This window comes from Sphingomonas sp. R1, from assembly GCF_025960285.1.
In the GTDB taxonomy this organism is placed as follows: Bacteria; Pseudomonadota; Alphaproteobacteria; order Sphingomonadales; family Sphingomonadaceae; genus Sphingomonas.
This window is the reverse complement of record NZ_CP110112.1, coordinates 85,918-104,010: the sequence shown is the minus strand read 5'-3', so window position 1 is coordinate 104,010 and position 18,093 is coordinate 85,918. Positions and strand designations below refer to the sequence as shown.

General features: G+C 67.0%; 11 protein-coding genes. 4 read left to right on the top strand and 7 right to left on the bottom strand.

What is annotated here, in order from left to right; all coding sequences use genetic code 11:
- Nucleotides 1–3: 3 nt before the first annotated feature.
- The 6 genes from OIM94_RS18840 to OIM94_RS18815 all read right to left on the bottom strand — a co-directional run bounded on the left by OIM94_RS18840 (nt 4) and on the right by OIM94_RS18815 (nt 9,665).
- A complete protein-coding gene (locus OIM94_RS18840; protein ID WP_264610131.1) occupies nt 4–561 on the bottom strand; it encodes a chemotaxis protein CheB in 558 nt (185 codons plus the stop codon).
- Nucleotides 558–1,397 carry a CheR family methyltransferase gene (locus tag OIM94_RS18835; protein WP_264610130.1) on the bottom strand — a complete coding sequence of 280 codons (840 nt, stop codon included), beginning with the start codon at nt 1,395–1,397 and terminating at the stop codon, nt 558–560. The genes OIM94_RS18840 and OIM94_RS18835 overlap by 4 nt, the downstream gene beginning before the upstream one ends.
- Nucleotides 1,394–4,843 (bottom strand): response regulator, encoded by a 3,450-nt coding sequence (locus OIM94_RS18830; RefSeq protein ID WP_264610129.1) that lies wholly within the window; start codon nt 4,841–4,843, stop codon nt 1,394–1,396. The genes OIM94_RS18835 and OIM94_RS18830 overlap by 4 nt, the downstream gene beginning before the upstream one ends.
- A gap of 162 nt (nt 4,844–5,005) precedes the next feature.
- Nucleotides 5,006–6,433: an SLC5 family protein gene (locus tag OIM94_RS18825; RefSeq protein WP_264610128.1), complete on the bottom strand. Its 1,428-nt coding sequence runs from the start codon at nt 6,431–6,433 to the stop codon at nt 5,006–5,008.
- Nucleotides 6,433–7,707, bottom strand: a complete 1,275-nt coding sequence (locus OIM94_RS18820) for an alpha/beta hydrolase family protein (protein WP_264610127.1) — start codon at nt 7,705–7,707, stop codon at nt 6,433–6,435. The genes OIM94_RS18825 and OIM94_RS18820 overlap by 1 nt, the downstream gene beginning before the upstream one ends.
- Entirely contained in the window at nt 7,704–9,665 is a 1,962-nt protein-coding gene (locus OIM94_RS18815) for a beta-galactosidase (RefSeq protein ID WP_264610126.1), read from the bottom strand. The genes OIM94_RS18820 and OIM94_RS18815 overlap by 4 nt, the downstream gene beginning before the upstream one ends.
- A 204-nt stretch (nt 9,666–9,869) precedes the next feature.
- Between OIM94_RS18815 and OIM94_RS18810 the strand changes: the two genes are divergently transcribed.
- A complete protein-coding gene (locus OIM94_RS18810; RefSeq protein WP_264610125.1) occupies nt 9,870–11,990 on the top strand; it encodes an alpha-galactosidase in 2,121 nt (706 codons plus the stop codon).
- A 73-nt stretch (nt 11,991–12,063) separates the two neighbouring features.
- Here the strand turns inward: OIM94_RS18810 and OIM94_RS18805 are convergent, their stop codons facing one another.
- On the bottom strand, nt 12,064–14,781 hold the full coding sequence (locus OIM94_RS18805; RefSeq protein ID WP_264610124.1) for a TonB-dependent receptor: 2,718 nt from the start codon (nt 14,779–14,781) through the stop codon (nt 12,064–12,066).
- Nucleotides 14,782–15,067: 286 nt separating this feature from the next.
- Between OIM94_RS18805 and OIM94_RS18800 the strand changes: the two genes are divergently transcribed.
- Genes OIM94_RS18800 through OIM94_RS18790 form a run of 3 tightly spaced genes read left to right on the top strand, consistent with a single transcriptional unit; the run spans nt 15,068 to nt 18,087 of the window.
- On the top strand, nt 15,068–15,835 hold the full coding sequence (locus OIM94_RS18800; protein ID WP_264610123.1) for an ATP-binding cassette domain-containing protein: 768 nt from the start codon (nt 15,068–15,070) through the stop codon (nt 15,833–15,835).
- On the top strand, nt 15,832–17,355 hold the full coding sequence (locus OIM94_RS18795) for an ABC transporter permease/substrate-binding protein (RefSeq protein WP_264610122.1): 1,524 nt from the start codon (nt 15,832–15,834) through the stop codon (nt 17,353–17,355). Before OIM94_RS18800 ends, OIM94_RS18795 begins: the two co-directional genes overlap by 4 nt.
- 24 nt (nt 17,356–17,379) lie before the next feature.
- The gene (locus OIM94_RS18790; protein ID WP_264610121.1) at nt 17,380–18,087 is read left to right on the top strand and encodes an alpha/beta fold hydrolase; all 708 of its coding nucleotides are present in this window, start codon (nt 17,380–17,382) and stop codon (nt 18,085–18,087) included.
- Nucleotides 18,088–18,093: the final 6 nt, after the last annotated feature.

Here is an 18,093-nt window from a genome sequence, read left to right as displayed (position 1 = left end):
GAATCAGGCCAATCGTACGAGATGGGAGGCAATGGCATCGAGCGGCAGGCGGGCAGCGTCGGGACAGCGTGCAAGTCCCGCCGCCGGCATGGTCGGAACCTGCGCGGTGGCGGGATCCTGGACGATCGCGGTACCGCCGGCACGGGCAACGGCCACCAGCCCCTCCGCGCCGTCATGATTGGCGCCGGTGAGCAGCACGCCGACAAGGCGATGGCGCAGGGCATCGGCTGCGGTTTCGAACAGCAGATCGATCGAGGGGCGGCTATGGTTGACCGGGTCGTCGGCCGAAAGCGCCATGCTGCCGTCCGGCTCGACCAGCAGGTGATAATTGGCCGGCGCGAAATAGATGGTGCCGGCCTCGGGCGTCTCCTTGTCCTCCGCCTCGCGAACCTGCATCCGGCAGTGGCGCTCGAACAGCGAGGGCAGGGTGTGGTCATGGTCCGGCGGCACATGCACCACGATCAGCACGGGGCAGGCGAAATCGGCGGGCAGCGCCGGCAACAGCGCCAGGAGCGCCTGGACACCCCCCGCGGAGGTGCCGACCACAACCATGCCGCTCATCGGTCGCGCCGCTGGTAGATCTTCTCCTCACGGACAAAGTCGGCAAAGCCTGGCGCATGGTCTGAGAAGCGCAGGCTTTCCTTGCGGCCAAGCCCCAGAAAGCCGCGACGCACCAGCGAGGCATCGAACAGCCCCACCGCCCGCTCCTGCAGACCTCGATCGAAATAGATCAGCACGTTCCGGCACGAGATCAGGTGCATTTCGGCGAACACCGAATCCGTCGCCAGGCTGTGATCCGAGAAGACGACATTGGCCCGCAGGCTGCTGTCGAAGATCGCCCGGTCATAATCGGCGACATAGTAGTCCGAAAGCGAGGTGCGGGCGCCGGACTTCTGATGGTTCTCGGTGAACTTGCGGATCTGGTCGAGCGGATAGACGCCGGCCTCGGCCGCTCGCAGCGCCTTGGGGTTGATGTCCGTCGCGTAGAAGATCGTGCGGTGTTCCAGCCCCTCTTCGCGGAACAGGATGGCGAGCGAATAGACCTCCTCGCCATTGCTGCACCCGGCGATCCAGATCTTGAGCGAGGGATAGGTACGCAGATGCGGCACCACCTTTTCGCGCAGTGCCCGGAAATAGCTGGGATCGCGAAACATCTCGCTCACCTGGACGGTGAGGTAGTTGAGCAATTTGGCCAGCATGTCCTGATCGCGGAGCAGCCGTTCCTGCAGCGCGGAGAAGCTGGTGAACCCCAGCCGCCCCCGCGCCTGGATCAGGCGCCGCTTGATCGAGGCACGGGCATAGTGGCGAAAGTCGTAATGATAGCGGCGGAACAACGCCTCGAGCAGCAGCTCGATCTCGATATCGTCGATGTCCGGTTCGATCGGGGCCTCGCTCATCGCGGCATCCACACGCGGACCAGCGACAGCAGCTTGTCGACGTCGATTGGCTTGGCCATGTAGTCGCTGGCACCCGCTTCGATGCAGCGTTCCTGATCGTCGGGCATCGCCTTGGCGGTGAGCATGATGATCGGCAGCCTCGACCAGCGCGGGTCTTTCCGAATCTCGCGCGTGGCGGTGAGCCCGTCCATCACCGGCATCATCACGTCCATGAGCGCCAGATCGACGGCCTTGTCCGGATCCGTCGCCGCCTCGGCCAGTGCATCCAGTGCCTCCTGGCCGTTGCGGGCGATTCGCACGAGCACGCCGCGCGGCTCCAGCACGCTGGTCAGCGAATAGACGTTGCGGACATCGTCCTCGACGATCAGTACCCGCCGCCCCTCCAGCACCGCATCGCGCCGACGCGCGTTCTGGATCATCTCCTGCTGCTCGCTCGGCAGTTCGGAGACGACCTGGTGGAGGAACAGCGACACCTCGTCGAGCAGCCGTTCGGGCGACTTGGCGCCCTTGATGATGATCGAGCTGGAGTAGCGGCGCAGCTTCTGCTCGTCGTCGGCGCTGAGATCATGACCGGTATAGACGATCACCGGCGGGAAGCTGTGCGCACCGTCCTCCTGGCTCAGCGTCTCCAGCAGCGAAAAGCCCGAGGCATCCGGCAGTGACAGGTCGAGCACCATGCAGTCGAAGGTCTGGCTGCGCAGCATCTCCAGGCATTCGGCGGCGGTGCTGACACCGACCGTCTCGACATCGTCGGTCCGCAGCAGACGTGCGACCGCATCGCGCTGCACGGCATCGTCCTCGACGATGAGGACGCGCCGCATGCGGCTTGCGGTGCGTGCCTGGAGGTTCTCCAGCACCTCGGCCAGCAGCTCGCGCTTGATCGGCTTGATGTGGTAGCCGACCGCGCCGAGCGACAGCGCCGTCTGGCTCTGGTCGGCGGCGGAGATGACGTGGATCGGGATGTGCCGGGTCGCGTCTTCCTGCTTCAGCCGGTCCAGCACGATCAGGCCGGACTGGTCGGGCAGGCCAAGATCCAGCACCACCGCACTCGGACGATAGGTGCGCGCCAGATGCAGCGCCTCGTCGGCGGTGCTGGCGATCAGGCACTGGAAGCCGAGTTCACGGGAAAGGTCGCAGACGATCGAGGCGAAGACCGGGTCGTCTTCGATGACCAGCAGATGGCGACCGCCGGGGACCAGCGCATCGCGATCGTCCTCCAAGGCCCAGTCCGCCGCCGTCGCGGCGCGGCGCGGCGGCTTCGCGACGGATGCAGGTGCCGCGGCCGGCATCGGCGCAGCAGCCGGCGTAGCCGCCGGCGCGACATGCTCGCGCGGCTGGACCGCCGATGCGTCATAACGGGCCGGTAGCGTCAGCGTGAAGGTGCTGCCTTCGCCGGCGCGGCTGTCGAGCGTGATGCCGCCGCCCAGCAGGCGCGCGAGTTCGCGCGAGATCGACAGACCCAGGCCCGTTCCGCCATAGCGGCGGTTGATGGTGCCGTCAGCCTGATGGAACGCCTCGAAGATCATCCGCTGCTGTTCGGCGGAGATACCGATCCCGGTATCGCGCACCGCAAAGGCGATCCCGTCCCCCGCAACGCGGATATCCAGCCGGACACTGCCCTTCTCGGTGAACTTGAGCGCGTTGGACAGCAGGTTCTTCAGGATCTGCTCCAGCCGCATGCGATCGGTCTCGATCCCCCGCGGCGCCGCGTCTTCCAGCACGATATCGAGCGTCAGGCCGCGCTGTTCGGCCACCGGCTGGAAGGTCTGGCGCAGATCGGTGCCGAGCCGCACCAGACTTACCGGCTCCGGGCGGATATCGACATGGCCCGCTTCGATCTTCGAGAGATCCAGAATGTCATTGATCAAGGTGAGCAGATCATTGCCCGAGGATTCGATCGTCCGCGCGAATTTTATCTGCTCTGCGGTCAGCGTATGCGGGGCATTGTCGCCCAGAAGCTTGGCAAGGATTAGCAGCGAGTTGAGCGGGGTGCGCAGCTCGTGGCTCATATTAGCGAGGAAATCGCTCTTGTACTGGCTGGCCTGTTCCAGCTCGCGCGTCTTGGCACGCAGCGCATTGCTGCCGCGCTCCAGCTCGTCGCGCTGATTCTCCAGCGCCTGCGCCTGCTCCTCCAGCTGACTGTTGGTCTGCTCCAGTTCGACCTGCTGCTGTTCGAGCATCGCCTGGGATTCGCGCAGCGCCCGGCCCTGCTCTTCCAGCTCCTCGTTGTTGACCTGCAGTTCCTCGCTCTGGGTCTGCAGCTCGGCGGCCTGGCGCTGCGTTTCCTCCAGCGCGTCCTGCAGCTGGGCACGGAAGCGCGCCGAGCGCAGCGCAACGCCGATCACCGGCGCGGCGCGCTCGAGCAGCTCCAGCATCATCGGATCGGTGGCATGGAAGAAACCGAGCTCGATGACCGCGTTGACCACGGCGTCGGCCATCGCCGGCACGATCAGCAAATGACGCGGCTTCTCCCGACCGAAGGCCGAGCCGATCTGGAGATAATGCTCGGGCACGTCCTCGAGCAGGATCGGCTTGCCTTCCGCGGCGACGCGGCCGAGCAGCCCCTCGCGCAGATGGAACGCCTGGGGCATGTCGGCATCGGTCGGAACGCCCAGCGTGGCGACGCGGCGGAACAGTCCCGCCTCGCCCTTGAACAGCGCACCGGCCTGGAAGCCGAGCGAATCCGCCAGATAGGCAAGCACGGCCTCGGCGATCTCTTCCACCGATCGATCGCCCCGAACGGCGGCCGAAATGCCGAGCAGCCCGTTTTGCAGCCATTCTTCCTTGGCCCGCTCGCGCAAGCTCCGGCGAAGCAGCACGAAGATCAGCAGCGTCAGCCCCGCGCCGATCAGGCTGGAGACCAGCCCGCTGGCGATCGCCGCTTGCGAGGCGGCTGCCATGTCGTCGAGCCGCTGCTGGCGCAGCCGGCCTTCTTCCTGCGCCATCGCGGCGAGCTGGGCTCGGATCGCATCCATGCTGACCTTGCCGCGATCGGTGCCGACAATCGCGAGCGCGGCCGCCAGCCCCTGGGTGCGGCGCGCCTGGATCGTTTCGCGAAGTTCGCCCAGCTTCGCATCGACATGGCGGCGCAGCTGCGCAACATTGCCAAGCTGCACGTCGTTGTCGCTGATCAGGTCCTCCAGCCGCGCCAGGCGCGCCTGAACCGTCTTGGTTGCTTCGGCGTAGGGCTCCAGATAGCCCTGCCCGCCCGTCAGCAGATAGCCGCGCTGGCCCGTCTCCGCGTCCTGCAAGGTCGACAGCAGCTCGTCGAGCGCAATGAGGACCGTGTGGCTGTGTCGGATCGCCGCGTCACTGTCGCGCAGCGCCTGAATGTTGCGATAGGCGAGCGCGCCGCTGACGAGGAAGAAAGCCAGACCGACAAGCAGGCCGATCACCGGCCAGACAGTCCGTCTGCCGGACTCGCGCAACAAACTCCGACGTTTCATCCACATCTGTCCTGAACGGCCCCCTGCGATCGCATATCGCACCGCGCCGTTGGAACAAGCACCCAAAAGGGAATGGCGGCGATAGTTGCGCCGAAACGAGCATCGGCGGTTTCGGTTCCGAAGGGGCGCAGCTGCAGCCCGCCCCTTCGGAAGCTCCGAACCTCAGGCCCGTGTCAGCCGCAGCTCTGCCTGCCCGCCAAAGACGAGACGATTGACGCTCAGCGACACGCCGATGCTGAAGAACAGCGTGATCGCGATCATGTGGATATAGTGGAGCGGCGCCCAGACGAACGTCGCGAAGGCGTAGAAGGCGACGCCCGCCACCAGGCCGCAGATCGCCGCACGGGCATCGACCCCGCGAAACAGCAGTGCGACGACAAACACGGACAGCACCGGCATGCTGGTCAATCCGTTGAGTTGCTGCACCAGGTTGATGATGCTCGCCGCGCCCGCATAGATCGGCACGATCGCGATCGCCAGGATCACGAACACCACGTTGCTGATCAGGTTCAGCCGTGCGACGTTGGGATTGGGATCAATGTACTTCTCGTGCAGGTCGCACACATAGAGCGTCGCCGAGGAGTTGAGCAGGCTGGTGAAGTGCGCCAGTACCGCCGAGGCGATCGCGGCGGCGAAGATGCCCGACATCCAGGTCGGCAGCACGGTCCATACGATCTTGCCATAGGCCGCGTCGCCGAGATGGCCGAACATCTTGTACGAGACGATACCCGGGATCACGACGATCGCCGGCACCACCAGCAGGCGGATCGCGGTCGCCGCCATCACGCCCTTCTGCGCCTCGCGAAGATTGGGCGCCGCCATGGCGCGCTGGGTGATCGTCTGGTTGGTCGACCAGTAGAACATCTGGATGAAGATGATGCCGGTGAACAGGGTCGGCCACGGGATCGGCGAGTCCGGCCCGCCGAGCATGGTCAGCCGCTCCGGGGGAATCCCCGAAAAGTCCCAATGAATCGCGCCGAGCGAGAGGAACACCACCAGCATCGCCATGCCCAGCAGCAGCACGCCGCTATAGGTGTCGGTGATCGCCGCCGCGCGCAGGCCGCCGAAGATCGAATAGAGCGACCCGGCCACGCCGAAGATCGCCGCCAGCAGCACGGTCGGCATGGTGAGGCCGAACATCGACTTCATCATCAGCGCACCGGAATAGAGCACGATCGGCTGGTAGATGAGGATATTGCCGAGCAGGAACACCGTGGCGATGGTCGCCCGGATGTTGACGTCGCCATACTTCTTCTCGAGCAGCTCGGTAACGGTGGTGCAGTTGTTGCGGTAGTAGATGGGCAGGAAGATGAAGGCGAGCATCGTCAGACCCGCGACCGCCGCCAGCTCCCACCAGGCGAGCAGCGCCATCTGGTTGCCGTTCATCCCAATCAGCTGGTCGGTCGACAGATTGGTGATGGTGATCGAGCCGGCGATGTAGAACCATGACAGTCCGCCGCCGGCGAGGAAGAATTCGCGGTTGCTATTCTCGGCCGAGCGGCCTTCGCCGCGGCACTTCCAATAGGTGATGAAGGCGACGAGCGCGGTGAGACCCGCGGCGATCAGCGCCTGATTCTGCTGCAGGTTCATCAGCGGCCTCCCGGCGCGGCGTGGTGGAGTTCGAGGCCAAGGGCCCAGCGGCGCTGGAAGCCGGGCCAATAGCCGCGCGACCCGGCATCGTCGGGCGCGGCGTAGCGGGCACCGACGCTCTGCCCGGCGCCCAGCGGCCAGGCGCCGTCGGCCGCCTTCACGGTCGGCACCGTGAGGAATGCCCCGTGCGCGGCGTCGTTCTTGAGCGTGCGGTCGAGAAAGGCGGTCACGAAGTGACGGTTGATCGCGAGGATGCGATCGCGCCGCCACACCGGCTCCTCGAGCCGCTCGACCCATTCGAAGGTCGGATCGGGGATGCCCGCGACACCGTCGCCGGCGATGTTGTGGTGCGCATTCTGGTAGACCAGCATCGTTCGGTCGGCATGAATCGCGTTCTGATAGAGCCAGCCCACGCCTTCGCCATAGCCGCTGACGTCATCCTGATCGCCGACGATGAACAGGGTGGGCGTGGTGAGATTCGCCAGGCCCTTGGCACTCCATGCGCGCAGCGGCGGCGCGCCGCCCCAAGGCGCGAAGGCGACGATCGCCTTCACGCCGGCTGGCGCCTGCGCCTCCAGCGGGGCACCCTCGGCATAGGGCGCAATGCCCGGCTGCGGGGCCAGCTTGTACAGCGGCCCCTCGGGATCGAGTCCGGCGCCACCGGTGATCAGCGCACCAAAGCCTCCCATCGAATAGCCGATCAGCGCGATCGAGGTGGGATCATAGCTGTTGGCCAGCGGTCCGGTCCCTGCCCGCCGAGCAAGTTCGCCGATCACGAAGCGCTGGTCGGCGCTGCGGGTCAGCACCACCTGCGCGAAGGAGCGCAGCCGGCTCTCGGGGCTGGTCGGCTCAATGTCCTGATGGTCGATCGAAGCCACGACATAGCCGTGCGAGGCGAGGCCCTCGGCAAGGTCGCTGAAGCCGGTCGCCCAGTTGCGATAGCCGTGCGAGAAGACGACCAGCGGGAAACGCTTGCCGGTGAGCGCCGGCACGTTCGTGCGCGCGAAACCGACATGGCCGCCGCTCGCGGCAGGTCCCGGCGTCTTCATCACATAATGCGCCGGCGCTCCGCTGCCCTGCCCGGCCGCCGGATACCAGATGGTGAGCGGCAGCGTGCGCTTCTGCACCGGATCGGTAAGGTCCATGCGCAGTACCCCGACCGAATAGGCACCCGGCTGGGCAAGTTCCGGCACGTCGGGCAGGCCCTGCGCCATTGCCGGGCTGGCGAGCACCGCCGCAAGCGCGAGGCCCGCGCCGCGCAGCACGCGGATCATGCATCCCTCCAGACCGCGACGTCGCGCGGTTCGATGGTGCGGTCGCCGAGCACGAAGGTCGCATCCTGCGGCGCCGGCGCCATCGCAGCGGTTTCGGCATAGTTGAACGCAAAAACGAGATCGCCGCGCCGGCAGATCCGCAGATCCTCGGACAGCCGTACCGTCGCCACGCCGACCTCGGCGCAGAGCGCTTCGAGCAGGTCGGTCAGCAAAGTCGCATCGGTAAGCGTAGCGAGGTAGAGCGCCTTGTCCTTGCGGACCAGCGCCGCCCCGCCATCCTCGAACCGACCCAGCGTCTCCACCGAGGCGTCGAGCCCCAGCTCCTCGCGCCAGCCGCCGCTGGGATAGACGCGGCCGTTCCAGGCGATGGTGCCCTCGCAGCCCGGGCGCAGCGTCTCGACCGAGCGCACTTGGATCGGCAGCACGGTGGCGAGGGCGCCCGGCGCCAGCGTCTCGGGGAGCGTGAGATCCTCGGTCTTGGCACCCGAGCGTGCGCCGTACAGCACCACCGCCCCGCCGCTCGCCAGACGCGCCGCGGTGTCGGCGCGCGCGATCGCCAGCGACGGCACCACGATCAGCTTGTAGTCGGCGGGGTCGCCGTCGGGCGCGAGGAAGTCGACATCGACACCCAGCCGGCGGAACGCTTGATAATAGCCGAGCAGGATACGGGTATAGTCGTAGCTATCGCCCTGCCGCTCGATGTCGCCGAGCCACTGCGCCTCGACGTCGACGACCAGCGCCACCTTGGCCCGGCCACGCGGACGCGCATCCAGCCCGAGCAGGCCGAGATCGCGCACCACCGCCTCGACCTCGGGCCAGGCCGCCGCCTCGCTGCTGTCGGGCCGGAGCAGGCCGGCGTGCATCTGCTCCTGGGCGAAGGGCGCCTGCCGCCAGCGGAAATAGCTGACCACCCCCGCGCCGTGCGCGAAGGCTTCCAGCGTCCACAACCGCACCATGCCCGGCGCCGGCCGCGGATTGTGCATCGCCCAGTTCACCGGACCCGGCTGCTGCTCCATGATCCAGAACGCGCCCGGCGCGAGGCCACGCGTCTGATCGAAGAAGAACGCGCCGAAATCGGGATGGCCGGTCCGCATGTAGCGGCGGAATTCCTCGGCGGGCGCGTCCGCCATCCACAGGTCGGTGCGGCCCAGCGGATAATTGTCGTACGCTGCGAAATCCAGGTCGCGGGCAAGCCGGTGGTTGTCGACGCCGGTCTCGTTCATTGGGATGAAGTTGTGGGTGATGAACTTGCCCGGCGACAGGCGCCGCAGGATCGCCACCTGCGCATCGTGATAACGCGCGACCTGGTCCGAGGAGAAGCGGCGCCATGCCATGCGGTGCGCCGGGCTGGTCTCGGTCACCGCGCCGACCGGCAGCTCGATCTCGTCGAAGCTGCGATACTCCATCGACCAGAAGACGTTGCCCCAGGCGGTGTTGAGCGCCTCAATGGAGCCGTATCGTGCCTCGCACCACAGCCGGAACGCGTCACGGGCCACCGGTGAGGCGCTGAGCGTGGTGAGGTGGCAGCTTAGCTCGTTGTCGGTCTGCCAGCCGACCACGCCCGGGTGCGTGCCGTAGCGTTCGGCAAGCGCGGTCACGATCCGCTCGGATTCGCGCAGATAGACGTCGCTGGAAAAATCATAATGCCGCCGCGAACCGAAGCCGCGGGTGCGGCCGGTCTCGGGATCAACCGGCAGGATTTCGGGATACAGGTCGATCAGCCACTTCGGCGGGGTCGCGGTGGGCGTGCCGAGCACCACCTCCAGCCCGGCGGCAGCGAGCGTCTCGATCGCCTCATCGAGCCAGGCAAAGTCGTAGGTGCCGGGCTCGGGCTCCAGTCGCGACCAGGCGAATTCGCCGATGCGGACATAGCGCAGCCCCAGCACCTTCATGCGGCGGGCATCTTCCGCCCACAGCGCGCGCGACCAATGTTCCGGGTAATAGCAGACGCCAAGCACCTGACCGCATTCCTCTCCGGGCTACCGCGTGCATGCGCCGCCGCCCTGTTGCTAAATCGTTTGTACCGGCGCGCGCTGCTTGGCAAGATTGCCTCGAGGCACACGCCGGCTTGTTCATCATCATATTTATACCATAATAAACCTCGGTCAATAACGACTGCGTCGCGCAATGAAGGGTCGCGGCGGCTGCGAGGGGATTGCATTGTGACCGAAGCGTTCGTCCGGCTCGAGGGCCGCGCCACCTGCCTGATCGTCGATTGCCGGAGTGAGGCGCCGACGATCCTCTATTGGGGCCGCCGCCTGCCCCTAGAGGTGGATCCTGCACTGTTCTCCCTGCAGGGTGTGCGCCAGGAAGCCCCCTGCTCGCCTGCGGCAACGCCGCCGCTGGCGCTCACGCCGCTGATCGGCTCCGGCTTTCCCGGCCGCCCGGGATTGTCGGCGCATCGCGACGGCCAGGGCTGGGCGACCTGGACCGCGATCACGGCCATAAACCGGCTGGATCCCGCCACGGTCGAGATCGAATCCGAGGATGCAGCTCACGGCATCGGCCTGATCCATCGCCTGCATCTCGCAGGCGATGTGCTGCGAATGCGCACCACGCTGATCAATCAGGGCCATGCGCCCCTGCGCGTCGAGGCGTGCGATGCGCCCGCCCTGCCGGTACCCGAGGCCGTCACCGACTGGACGCTGTTCGAAGGCCGCTGGTCGGGCGAGCTGCAGACGCGCCGCGTACCTCGCGCGATGGGGGCGGTGGCACGCGAGAATCGGCGCGGTCGCACCAGCCACGATGCCTTCCCCGCGATCCTTGGCGAAGTCGGCCCCTGCGGCGAGCAGGCGGGCGAAGTGTTCGGCATGCAGCTCGCCTGGAGCGGCAACCACCGCCTCTGGGCGGAGACGCTGTCGGACGGGCGGGCCTATGTCCAGCTGGGCGAGCTGTTCCTGCCCGGCGAATGCGAACTGGCGCCCGGCGCCCGCTATACCAGCCCCGATCTGGTCTGCGCCTGGTCCGATGCGGGGCGTAGCGGCCTGGCCCGCGCCTTCCACGCCCATGTCCGCGCGCGACCCCAGCACGAGCGGCTGCGCGCCAAGCCGCGTCCGGTCCACTACAACACCTGGGAAGCCGTCTATTTCGACCACGACCCCGCAGCGCTCATGGCGCTCGCCGGCAAGGCGGCAGCGGTGGGGATCGAGCGGTTCGTGCTCGACGATGGCTGGTTCCTCGGCCGTCGCGACGACACCGCCGGCCTGGGCGACTGGATCGTCGATCCGACCATCTACCCGCACGGACTGGGGCCGCTGGTCGACCATGTCCGCGGGCTCGACATGGAATTCGGCCTTTGGGTCGAGCCGGAAATGGTGAACCCGGACAGCGATCTTTTCCGCGCGCATCCGGAATGGGTGCTCGGCACGCCCCCCGCCCCGCAGCTGCGCTTCCGCAACCAGCTGGTGCTCGATTTCGGCCAGGCGGCGGTCCGCGAGCATCTGTTCGCCCGGATCGACGCGCTGCTGCGCGAGCATGCAATTTCATACCTCAAATGGGACATGAACCGGGATATCAGCCATCCCGGCGGCGCCGATGGCCGGGCGGGCGCGCATGCCCATGTGCTCGGGCTCTACGAGGTACTCGCCCGGCTGCGTGCGGCGCATCCCGCAGTGGAGATCGAAAGCTGCTCGGCCGGCGGCGGCCGCACCGATTTCGGCATCCTCGACTTCACCGACCGCGTCTGGACATCGGACACCAACGACGCGCTGGACCGGCTGACGATCCAGCGCGGCCTGTCCACGTTCGTCCCCGCCGAACTGATGGGCGCGCATGTCGGCCCGGCCGACTGCCACATCACCGGCCGCCGGGTGAGCATGGCGACCCGCGTCGCGACCGCACTGTTCGGGCATTTCGGGGTTGAGGCCGATCTAAACGCGATGGACGATGCCGAACGCGCCGAACTCGCCGCCGGCATCGCGCTTCACAAGCGGCACCGCGCGCTGATCCATTCGGGCGACCTCTATCGGCTCGACCGGCCGGAAAGCGAGATCGCGTTCGGCATCGTTTCAGAAGACAAGCAGGAGGCCATGTTTTCCTACACCCAGATCATCGAACCTCGGGGCTATTTCGCCCCGCCGTTGCGGCTCGACGGTCTCGATGCGCGCGCACGATATCGGGTGACGCTGGTCTGGCCGGGGAGCGGCTACCCCGCCTCCCCACTCTTCGCCGCGCTGGCCGAGGGTGCGATTTTCTCGGGCGCCGCGCTCATGGCTGCCGGTCTCCAGCCGCCCCGCTGCAAGCCGCAGGCGGGCTTCCTGCTCCACCTGGTACGGGTCGACTGACCCGCACCGTCATCGGGCATGAAAAAAGGCGGGGCCGCGAAGCCCCGCCTTTCTTTTTTACATCCTGCCTGGATCAGAAGCGGGCGCGCACCCCGAAGGCGTAGCGCGGGCCGGTTTCGGTGTAGCTGAGGAACTTGTTCACCGTGCCGTCATAGGTCTGCACCACCGCGTTGGTGACGTTGATCGCCTCTGCGACCAGCGACACGCTCTTGGTGACGGCATAGCTCGCCTGCAGGTCTACCTGGCCGGCACCGCGGGTATAGACCGGGTTGCCGCCCGTGGCGTTAGACTGGGTCGAGAGGAAGCCGTCGCGGTGGTTATAGGCTGCGCGGAACTGGATCGGACCCTTCTCATAGAACAGCACCGCATTCTGGCTGTTGCCCAGGCCGACCAGCGCGAACGACGCGCCATTGTCGTTGCTGTCGCCGGTGCTCGACTTCACGAAGGTGGCGTTCAGCGTCACGCCCAGACCGTCGAACGGGGCCGGCAGGTACGAGAAATTGTGCTGGAAGCCCACTTCGAGGCCGTAGACGGTCGCCGCCCCCACGTTGCGCGGGCGGCTGACCGCGAAGGTCGCCTTGCCGCCGGCGAACTCGCTCAGGTTCGACGCATTGGCGATGGTGATCGTCTCGTTGCCGACCGAGGTGACGATGAAGTCGTCGAGCCGCTTGTAGAAGGCGCCGACGGTGAAGAAGCCGGCATTCTGATAATACCATTCGTAGCTGAGATCGAGGTTGGTCGACTTGTACGGCTTCAATGCAGGGTTGCCGCCGCTCGCCTGCAGATTGCCCGGGCGCGTCACCGTGTAGGTCAGCTGCGGGGCGAGATCGGTGAGGTTGGGACGGGTCACCGTCTGCGATGCCGCGAAGCGGGCGACCATCTCGGGCGAGACGTCGAGCTTGACGTTCAGGCTGGGGAGGAAGTTGTCATAGCTCGTCTTGCCCGAAACCGGCACGGCGGTGGCCGAGAGCGGTGCGCGGTACAGCGTCGGGTCGTTCGGCGTCGGCAGCAGGTCGAGCAGCACCTGGTTCACGCCGGTCGATTCCAGCTCGGTATGCACATAGCGCGCGCCGAGGGCACCGGTCAGCTTCATGCCGCCGATCTCGCCCTTGAAGTCGATCTGCGCATAGGCGCCTGCGACCTTTTCATGCACCCGGAAGGAGCTTGGCTGCGGCGTCGCGGCATAGCCGTTCGTCTTCTGGATCTGCGCATAGGTGGTGCCCACCGGCTGGCCGGTCGCACGGTCCTGCGCGTCGGCCGCCGCCTTGCTTTCCAGGAAGCTGAAATAGGTTTCCGGGTTGAACGAAAGCCAGGCGCGCGGGAAGCTGCCGCCCACTCCGCTCAGGAAGTTGCTGGGCGTGAACGGCTGGAGGATGCCGCTCGCCACCGGGATCGAATAGCCGCAATAGGAGCACCAGGTATCGCTGCTCGACTGGACCAGCTGGTTGTCCTTGGTGCGATCGGTGTAGATCGCGCCGAAGCGGATCGCGGTCAGATGCTCGTAATCGGTGCGCAGGGTAAGATCGAGACGGTTCTCGTACACCGTCTCGCCATAGTTGGAGCCCTGGCGCGTCGCGAAGTGCGCACGACCGACACCGGTGTTGGTGAAGCCGTTGGTCGCGGTGAGGCTCGGCAGGCCGCTGCCCGTGCTGTCGAACTTGATCGGATTGTTGAATCCGATCACCGCGAAGATTTCGTTGCCGCCATTGTTGTTGCGGGCTTCCGAATAGGAGCTGTCGAAGGCGACATCGACCATCGCATTCGGCTTCCACACGGTGTTGAAGCCTACCGACTTCAGCTCGGTCGGACGGTTGAAGGTGCGGGCGACATAATCGGTATGGCCGGTCGCATCCTGATCGAACGCTACCACCGTGCGGTTGCTGTCCAGCTTCACGTTGGTGATGTTCGCCGGCGAGTAGAAATGGCCGATCTGGTTCGCCACCGACGTGACGTCGAACTTGTTGTACACCCCGTCGAGCGTCATCGTCAGCGTGTCGGTCGGCTTGGCCTGCACGGTGGCGGTGAAGGTACGCCGCTTGCGATCCTGGCTGTCCGAATACTGGTTATAGTCCTGCGGCATGTAGACGTTGTTCAGCACCGGCGCGCCGTTCGCGCCGCCGACGCTGGTCTTGTAATAGCCGCTCACCACCGCGGTATCGATCCGCGCCTTGCGCTGCTCGTACGAAGCCGAGACGAGGACACCGAGGCGGCCGTCGAGGAACGTATTGCTGTACAGACCGAACAGGTCGGGCGTGAACTTGTCCGCCAGGCTCTCGTAATTGCCCTTGGCGCTGAGGATCACGCGCTGGCCGGGCGTATCGAACGGGCGCGGCGTCTTGAGGTTGATCGTCGAGCCGATGCCGCCTTCCTGCAGGTTCGCATTGGCCGTCTTGTAGACGTCGGCGCCCGAGATCAGGTCGGCGGGCAGCAGGTCGAAGCTGAACTGGCGGCCGGGATTTTCCGTGGCCAGCGTGCGGCCGTTGAGCAGCAGCTGGTTGAACTGCGGGCCGAAGCCGCGAACGGTGACGAACCGGCCTTCGCCGCTGCTGCGATCGACCGAAACGCCGGTGATGCGCTGCAGCGATTCGGCAACGTTGGTGTCGGGGAACTTGCCGAGATCTTCGGAGGCGATCGAATCGACGATCGAGCTGGCGTCGCGCTTCACGTCGATCGAGCGATTGAGGCTGGCGCGCAGGCCGGTCACGACGATTTCGGTTTCCTGCGCCGACGGATCGCCAGCCTGGTCGGCCGCGGCGGTCTGGGCGATGGCCGGCGCGGCGAGCGCCATCATGGCCAGGGTTGCACAGGACGCGAGGGCGTGATGGCGCACGGCTACGGACACGCGCGAACGCGCGAAAGTCGCTTTCATAGATCCTCCCCAAGGCATGCGGCGAATGCACCGCTACCAATGATTTAGGTTGGGCAAACGATTGCTGCCCTCCCCCTCAAAAATCATATTAATAGGGTAGTGTCAACAAAGCGGCCGGTGCCGGCGGATTATGGCTGCACGCTGTTGCATTTGCGCCACGCACCCGGGCTTTTGACCTTTGCTGCGCGATCCCCCACAACCCTCACCGATGCCGAACCCGTTGCGCAACCTAGCCTTTGAGGAGGTCAGCAAAGCCTATGCGAAGGGCACCCGCGCGGTGGACGGCGTTTCGCTGACCATCGCGGGCGGGACCTTCGTCGCACTCGTCGGCGCCTCCGGTTCGGGCAAGTCGACGTTGCTCAAAATGGTCAACCGGCTGATCGCTCCGAGCGCGGGCCGCGTGACGATCGATGGCGTGGCCGTGGATGCCGAGCCCCCGCACCTGCTCCGTCGCCGGATCGGCTATGTCTTTCAGAATGTCGGCCTTTTCCCGCACCTGACGGTCGGTGAGAATGTCGCCATCGGCTTGCGGCTGGCCGGCCTGCGCGATCCGGCGGACCGCATTGCCGAGATGCTGCGCCTGGTCGATCTGCCGCAGGAGATGGCGGCCCGGATGCCCGATGCGCTTTCGGGCGGGCAGCGCCAGCGTGTCGGCGTCGCCCGGGCTCTCGCCACGGGGCCCAGACTGCTGCTGATGGACGAACCCTTTGGCGCGCTCGATCCGGTTACCCGGGACGCGCTGGGCAAGGCGATCCGCGCCCTGCACGATTCGATGGGGCTGACCACCATCCTCGTGACCCACGACATGGCCGAGGCGCTGCTGCTCGCCGACCGCATTCTGGTGATGGAGGCTGGCCGGCTGGTCGGCGATGCGACGCCGCATGCGCTCCTGACCGGCCAGGGGGGGCCGGTGGCCGACGCGCTCGTCGCGGTGCCGCGGGAACAGGCCGAGCGGCTGGCGGCGCTCGCCCGATGAGTGCCGCTCTCACCCGCGTGCCCGAGTTGCTCGCGCAGCATCTGCTGCTCGCCTTCGCCGCGCTGCTGCTCGGCATCGCGATCAGCCTGCCGCTGGCGGTTCTGTCGGCCCGGCATCGCAGCGTGGCGCGGGTCGCGCTGGGCATGGCGAGCCTGATCCAGACGATCCCCAGCCTCGCGCTGCTCGCCTTGTTCTATCCGCTGCTGCTGTCGCTTTCCGCGCTGGTCGGCGGGGGCATCCCCGCGCTGGGCTTTCTGCCCTCGCTGCTCGCGCTTACGCTGTATGCGCTGCTGCCGATCCTGCGGAATGCAGTCACTGGGCTGGTCACGCTGGATCCGGCCATCGGCGAGGCCGCAGACGGCGTGGGCATGACGCGCTGGCAAAAGCTACGCCTGGTCGAGGCGCCGCTGGTTGCGCCGGTGGTGATGGCCGGCATCCGCACTGCCGCGGTGTGGACGATCGGCGCAGCGACGCTGTCCACCACCGTCGGCCAGCCGAGCCTGGGCGATCTGATCTTCGCCGGGCTGCAGACGCAGAACTGGACGCTGGTGCTGGTCGGATGCGTGGCCGCGGCGGGTCTCGCCCTTGCGGTCGATGCGCTGCTGGGGCTGGCCGAGTGGAGCATCGCGCGTCGGCGCCGGGCCCTGGTCTGGCTGAGCCTCGGCGTGCTCGTTGCCGCAGCCGTCGTCGCGCTGGCACCCGCCTGGCCGGCGACGCGCGGCACGGTGACGATCGGCGCCAAGGGCTTTTCGGAACAATATATCCTTGCCCGCGTCATCGGATCCCGGCTGGAGGCCGCGGGCTACCATGTCCGCTATCGCGAGGGTCTTGGCTCCGGCGTCGCCTATGGCGCGTTGGCGAGCAACGCGATCGACGTCTATGTCGACTATTCGGGGACGATCTGGACCAACCAGATGCGCCGCCACGACGTGCCGCCCCGCGACGCGATCGTTCGCGGCGTGGCCGCATGGGCCAAACGCACCGACAACGTCACGCTGCTCGGGCCCCTCGGCTTCGAGAACGCCTATGCGTTCGTCATGCGGGGCGAGGACGCCCGCCGGCGCGGCATCGCGACCATCGCCGATCTCGCGCGGGTCGCGCCGTCGCTGAAGCTGGCGACCGACATCGAGTTTCTCGAGCGCTCCGAATGGAAGGCCGTCCAGGCGGCCTATGGCCTCCGCTTCGCCGAGGCCCACCCCTATCAGCCCACCTTCATGTACCGGGCGCTAACCAGCGGCACGGCGGACGTGATCCCGGCATTCTCCTCGGACGGCAGAATCGCTGCCGAGAAGCTCGCAGTGCTCGGGGACCCAAAGGGCGCGATTCCCGGCTATGACGCGATCCTGCTGGTCGCCCCCGCCCGGGCCGCGGACCAGCGCTTCCACGCAGCGCTGCGACCGCTGATCGGCGCGATTTCGGTGGAGCGGATGCGCCAAGCCAATTATCTGGTCGATCGCGATCACGACAAGCAGAGCCCCGATGCCGCTGCCCGCTGGCTGACGGAAGGGCTCCGCCGCTAGGATATACGGGGAGGGATGCCGAAAATGCCGACGCTGGTGCTGTTGTGCGGCTTGTTGTGCGACGCGCAGGTCTGGGAGCCGGTACGCACGCGTCTGCCCTCGCCGGACGATGTGCGGATCCTCGCCTTTCCCGGCTTCCGCACGATCGAGGCCATGGCCGCGCAGGTGCTGGACAGCGTGCCGGGCCCTCTGGTGCTGATCGGCCATTCGATGGGCGGCCGCGTCGCGCTGGAGGCGGTGCGCCAGGCCGGCGATCGGGTGGTCGGCCTCGGCCTCGCCAACACCGGGATCCATCCTACCGCACCTGGCGAGGCGGCGGGTCGCCAGACGCTGATTGATCGTGCGAGGTCCGGCGGCATGGAGGCACTGGCCGAAGCCTGGCTGCCGCCGATGATGGGGGCGTCCGCCGAGCGCGTTGCGGCGCTGATGCCGGCGCTGCGCGCGATGGTCTCCGCCAATACGCGCGAAAGCTATGAGGGCCAGATCGCAGCGCTGCTGGCGCGCCCCGATGCGGAGACTCCGCTGCGCGGCTACAAGGCGCCGCTGCTCCTGCTCGCCGCCGAGCAGGATCGCTGGTCGCCCCCTGCCCAGCACGAGGCCATGCGGGACCTCGCGCCGCAGGGCGAACTGCACGTCCTCGCCGATGCGGGGCACATGCTACCGGTAGAGCGGCCCGAGGCGGTCGCGCAGCTGATCAGCGACTGGTTCGTTCGCCACTGGCCGGGCGACTGACCGCGC

Coding starts and splice junctions, on each gene's coding strand:
- OIM94_RS18840 (WP_264610131.1), bottom strand. CDS start 561: ATGAGCGGCATGGTTGTGGTCGGCACCTCCGCGGGGGGTGTCCAGGCG.
- OIM94_RS18835 (WP_264610130.1), bottom strand. CDS start 1,397: ATGAGCGAGGCCCCGATCGAACCGGACATCGACGATATCGAGATCGAG.
- OIM94_RS18830 (WP_264610129.1), bottom strand. CDS start 4,843: ATGAAACGTCGGAGTTTGTTGCGCGAGTCCGGCAGACGGACTGTCTGG.
- OIM94_RS18825 (WP_264610128.1), bottom strand. CDS start 6,433: ATGAACCTGCAGCAGAATCAGGCGCTGATCGCCGCGGGTCTCACCGCG.
- OIM94_RS18820 (WP_264610127.1), bottom strand. CDS start 7,707: ATGATCCGCGTGCTGCGCGGCGCGGGCCTCGCGCTTGCGGCGGTGCTC.
- OIM94_RS18805 (WP_264610124.1), bottom strand. CDS start 14,781: ATGATGGCGCTCGCCGCGCCGGCCATCGCCCAGACCGCCGCGGCCGAC.
- OIM94_RS18800 (WP_264610123.1), top strand. CDS start 15,068: ATGCCGAACCCGTTGCGCAACCTAGCCTTTGAGGAGGTCAGCAAAGCC.
- OIM94_RS18795 (WP_264610122.1), top strand. CDS start 15,832: ATGAGTGCCGCTCTCACCCGCGTGCCCGAGTTGCTCGCGCAGCATCTG.
- OIM94_RS18790 (WP_264610121.1), top strand. CDS start 17,380: ATGCCGACGCTGGTGCTGTTGTGCGGCTTGTTGTGCGACGCGCAGGTC.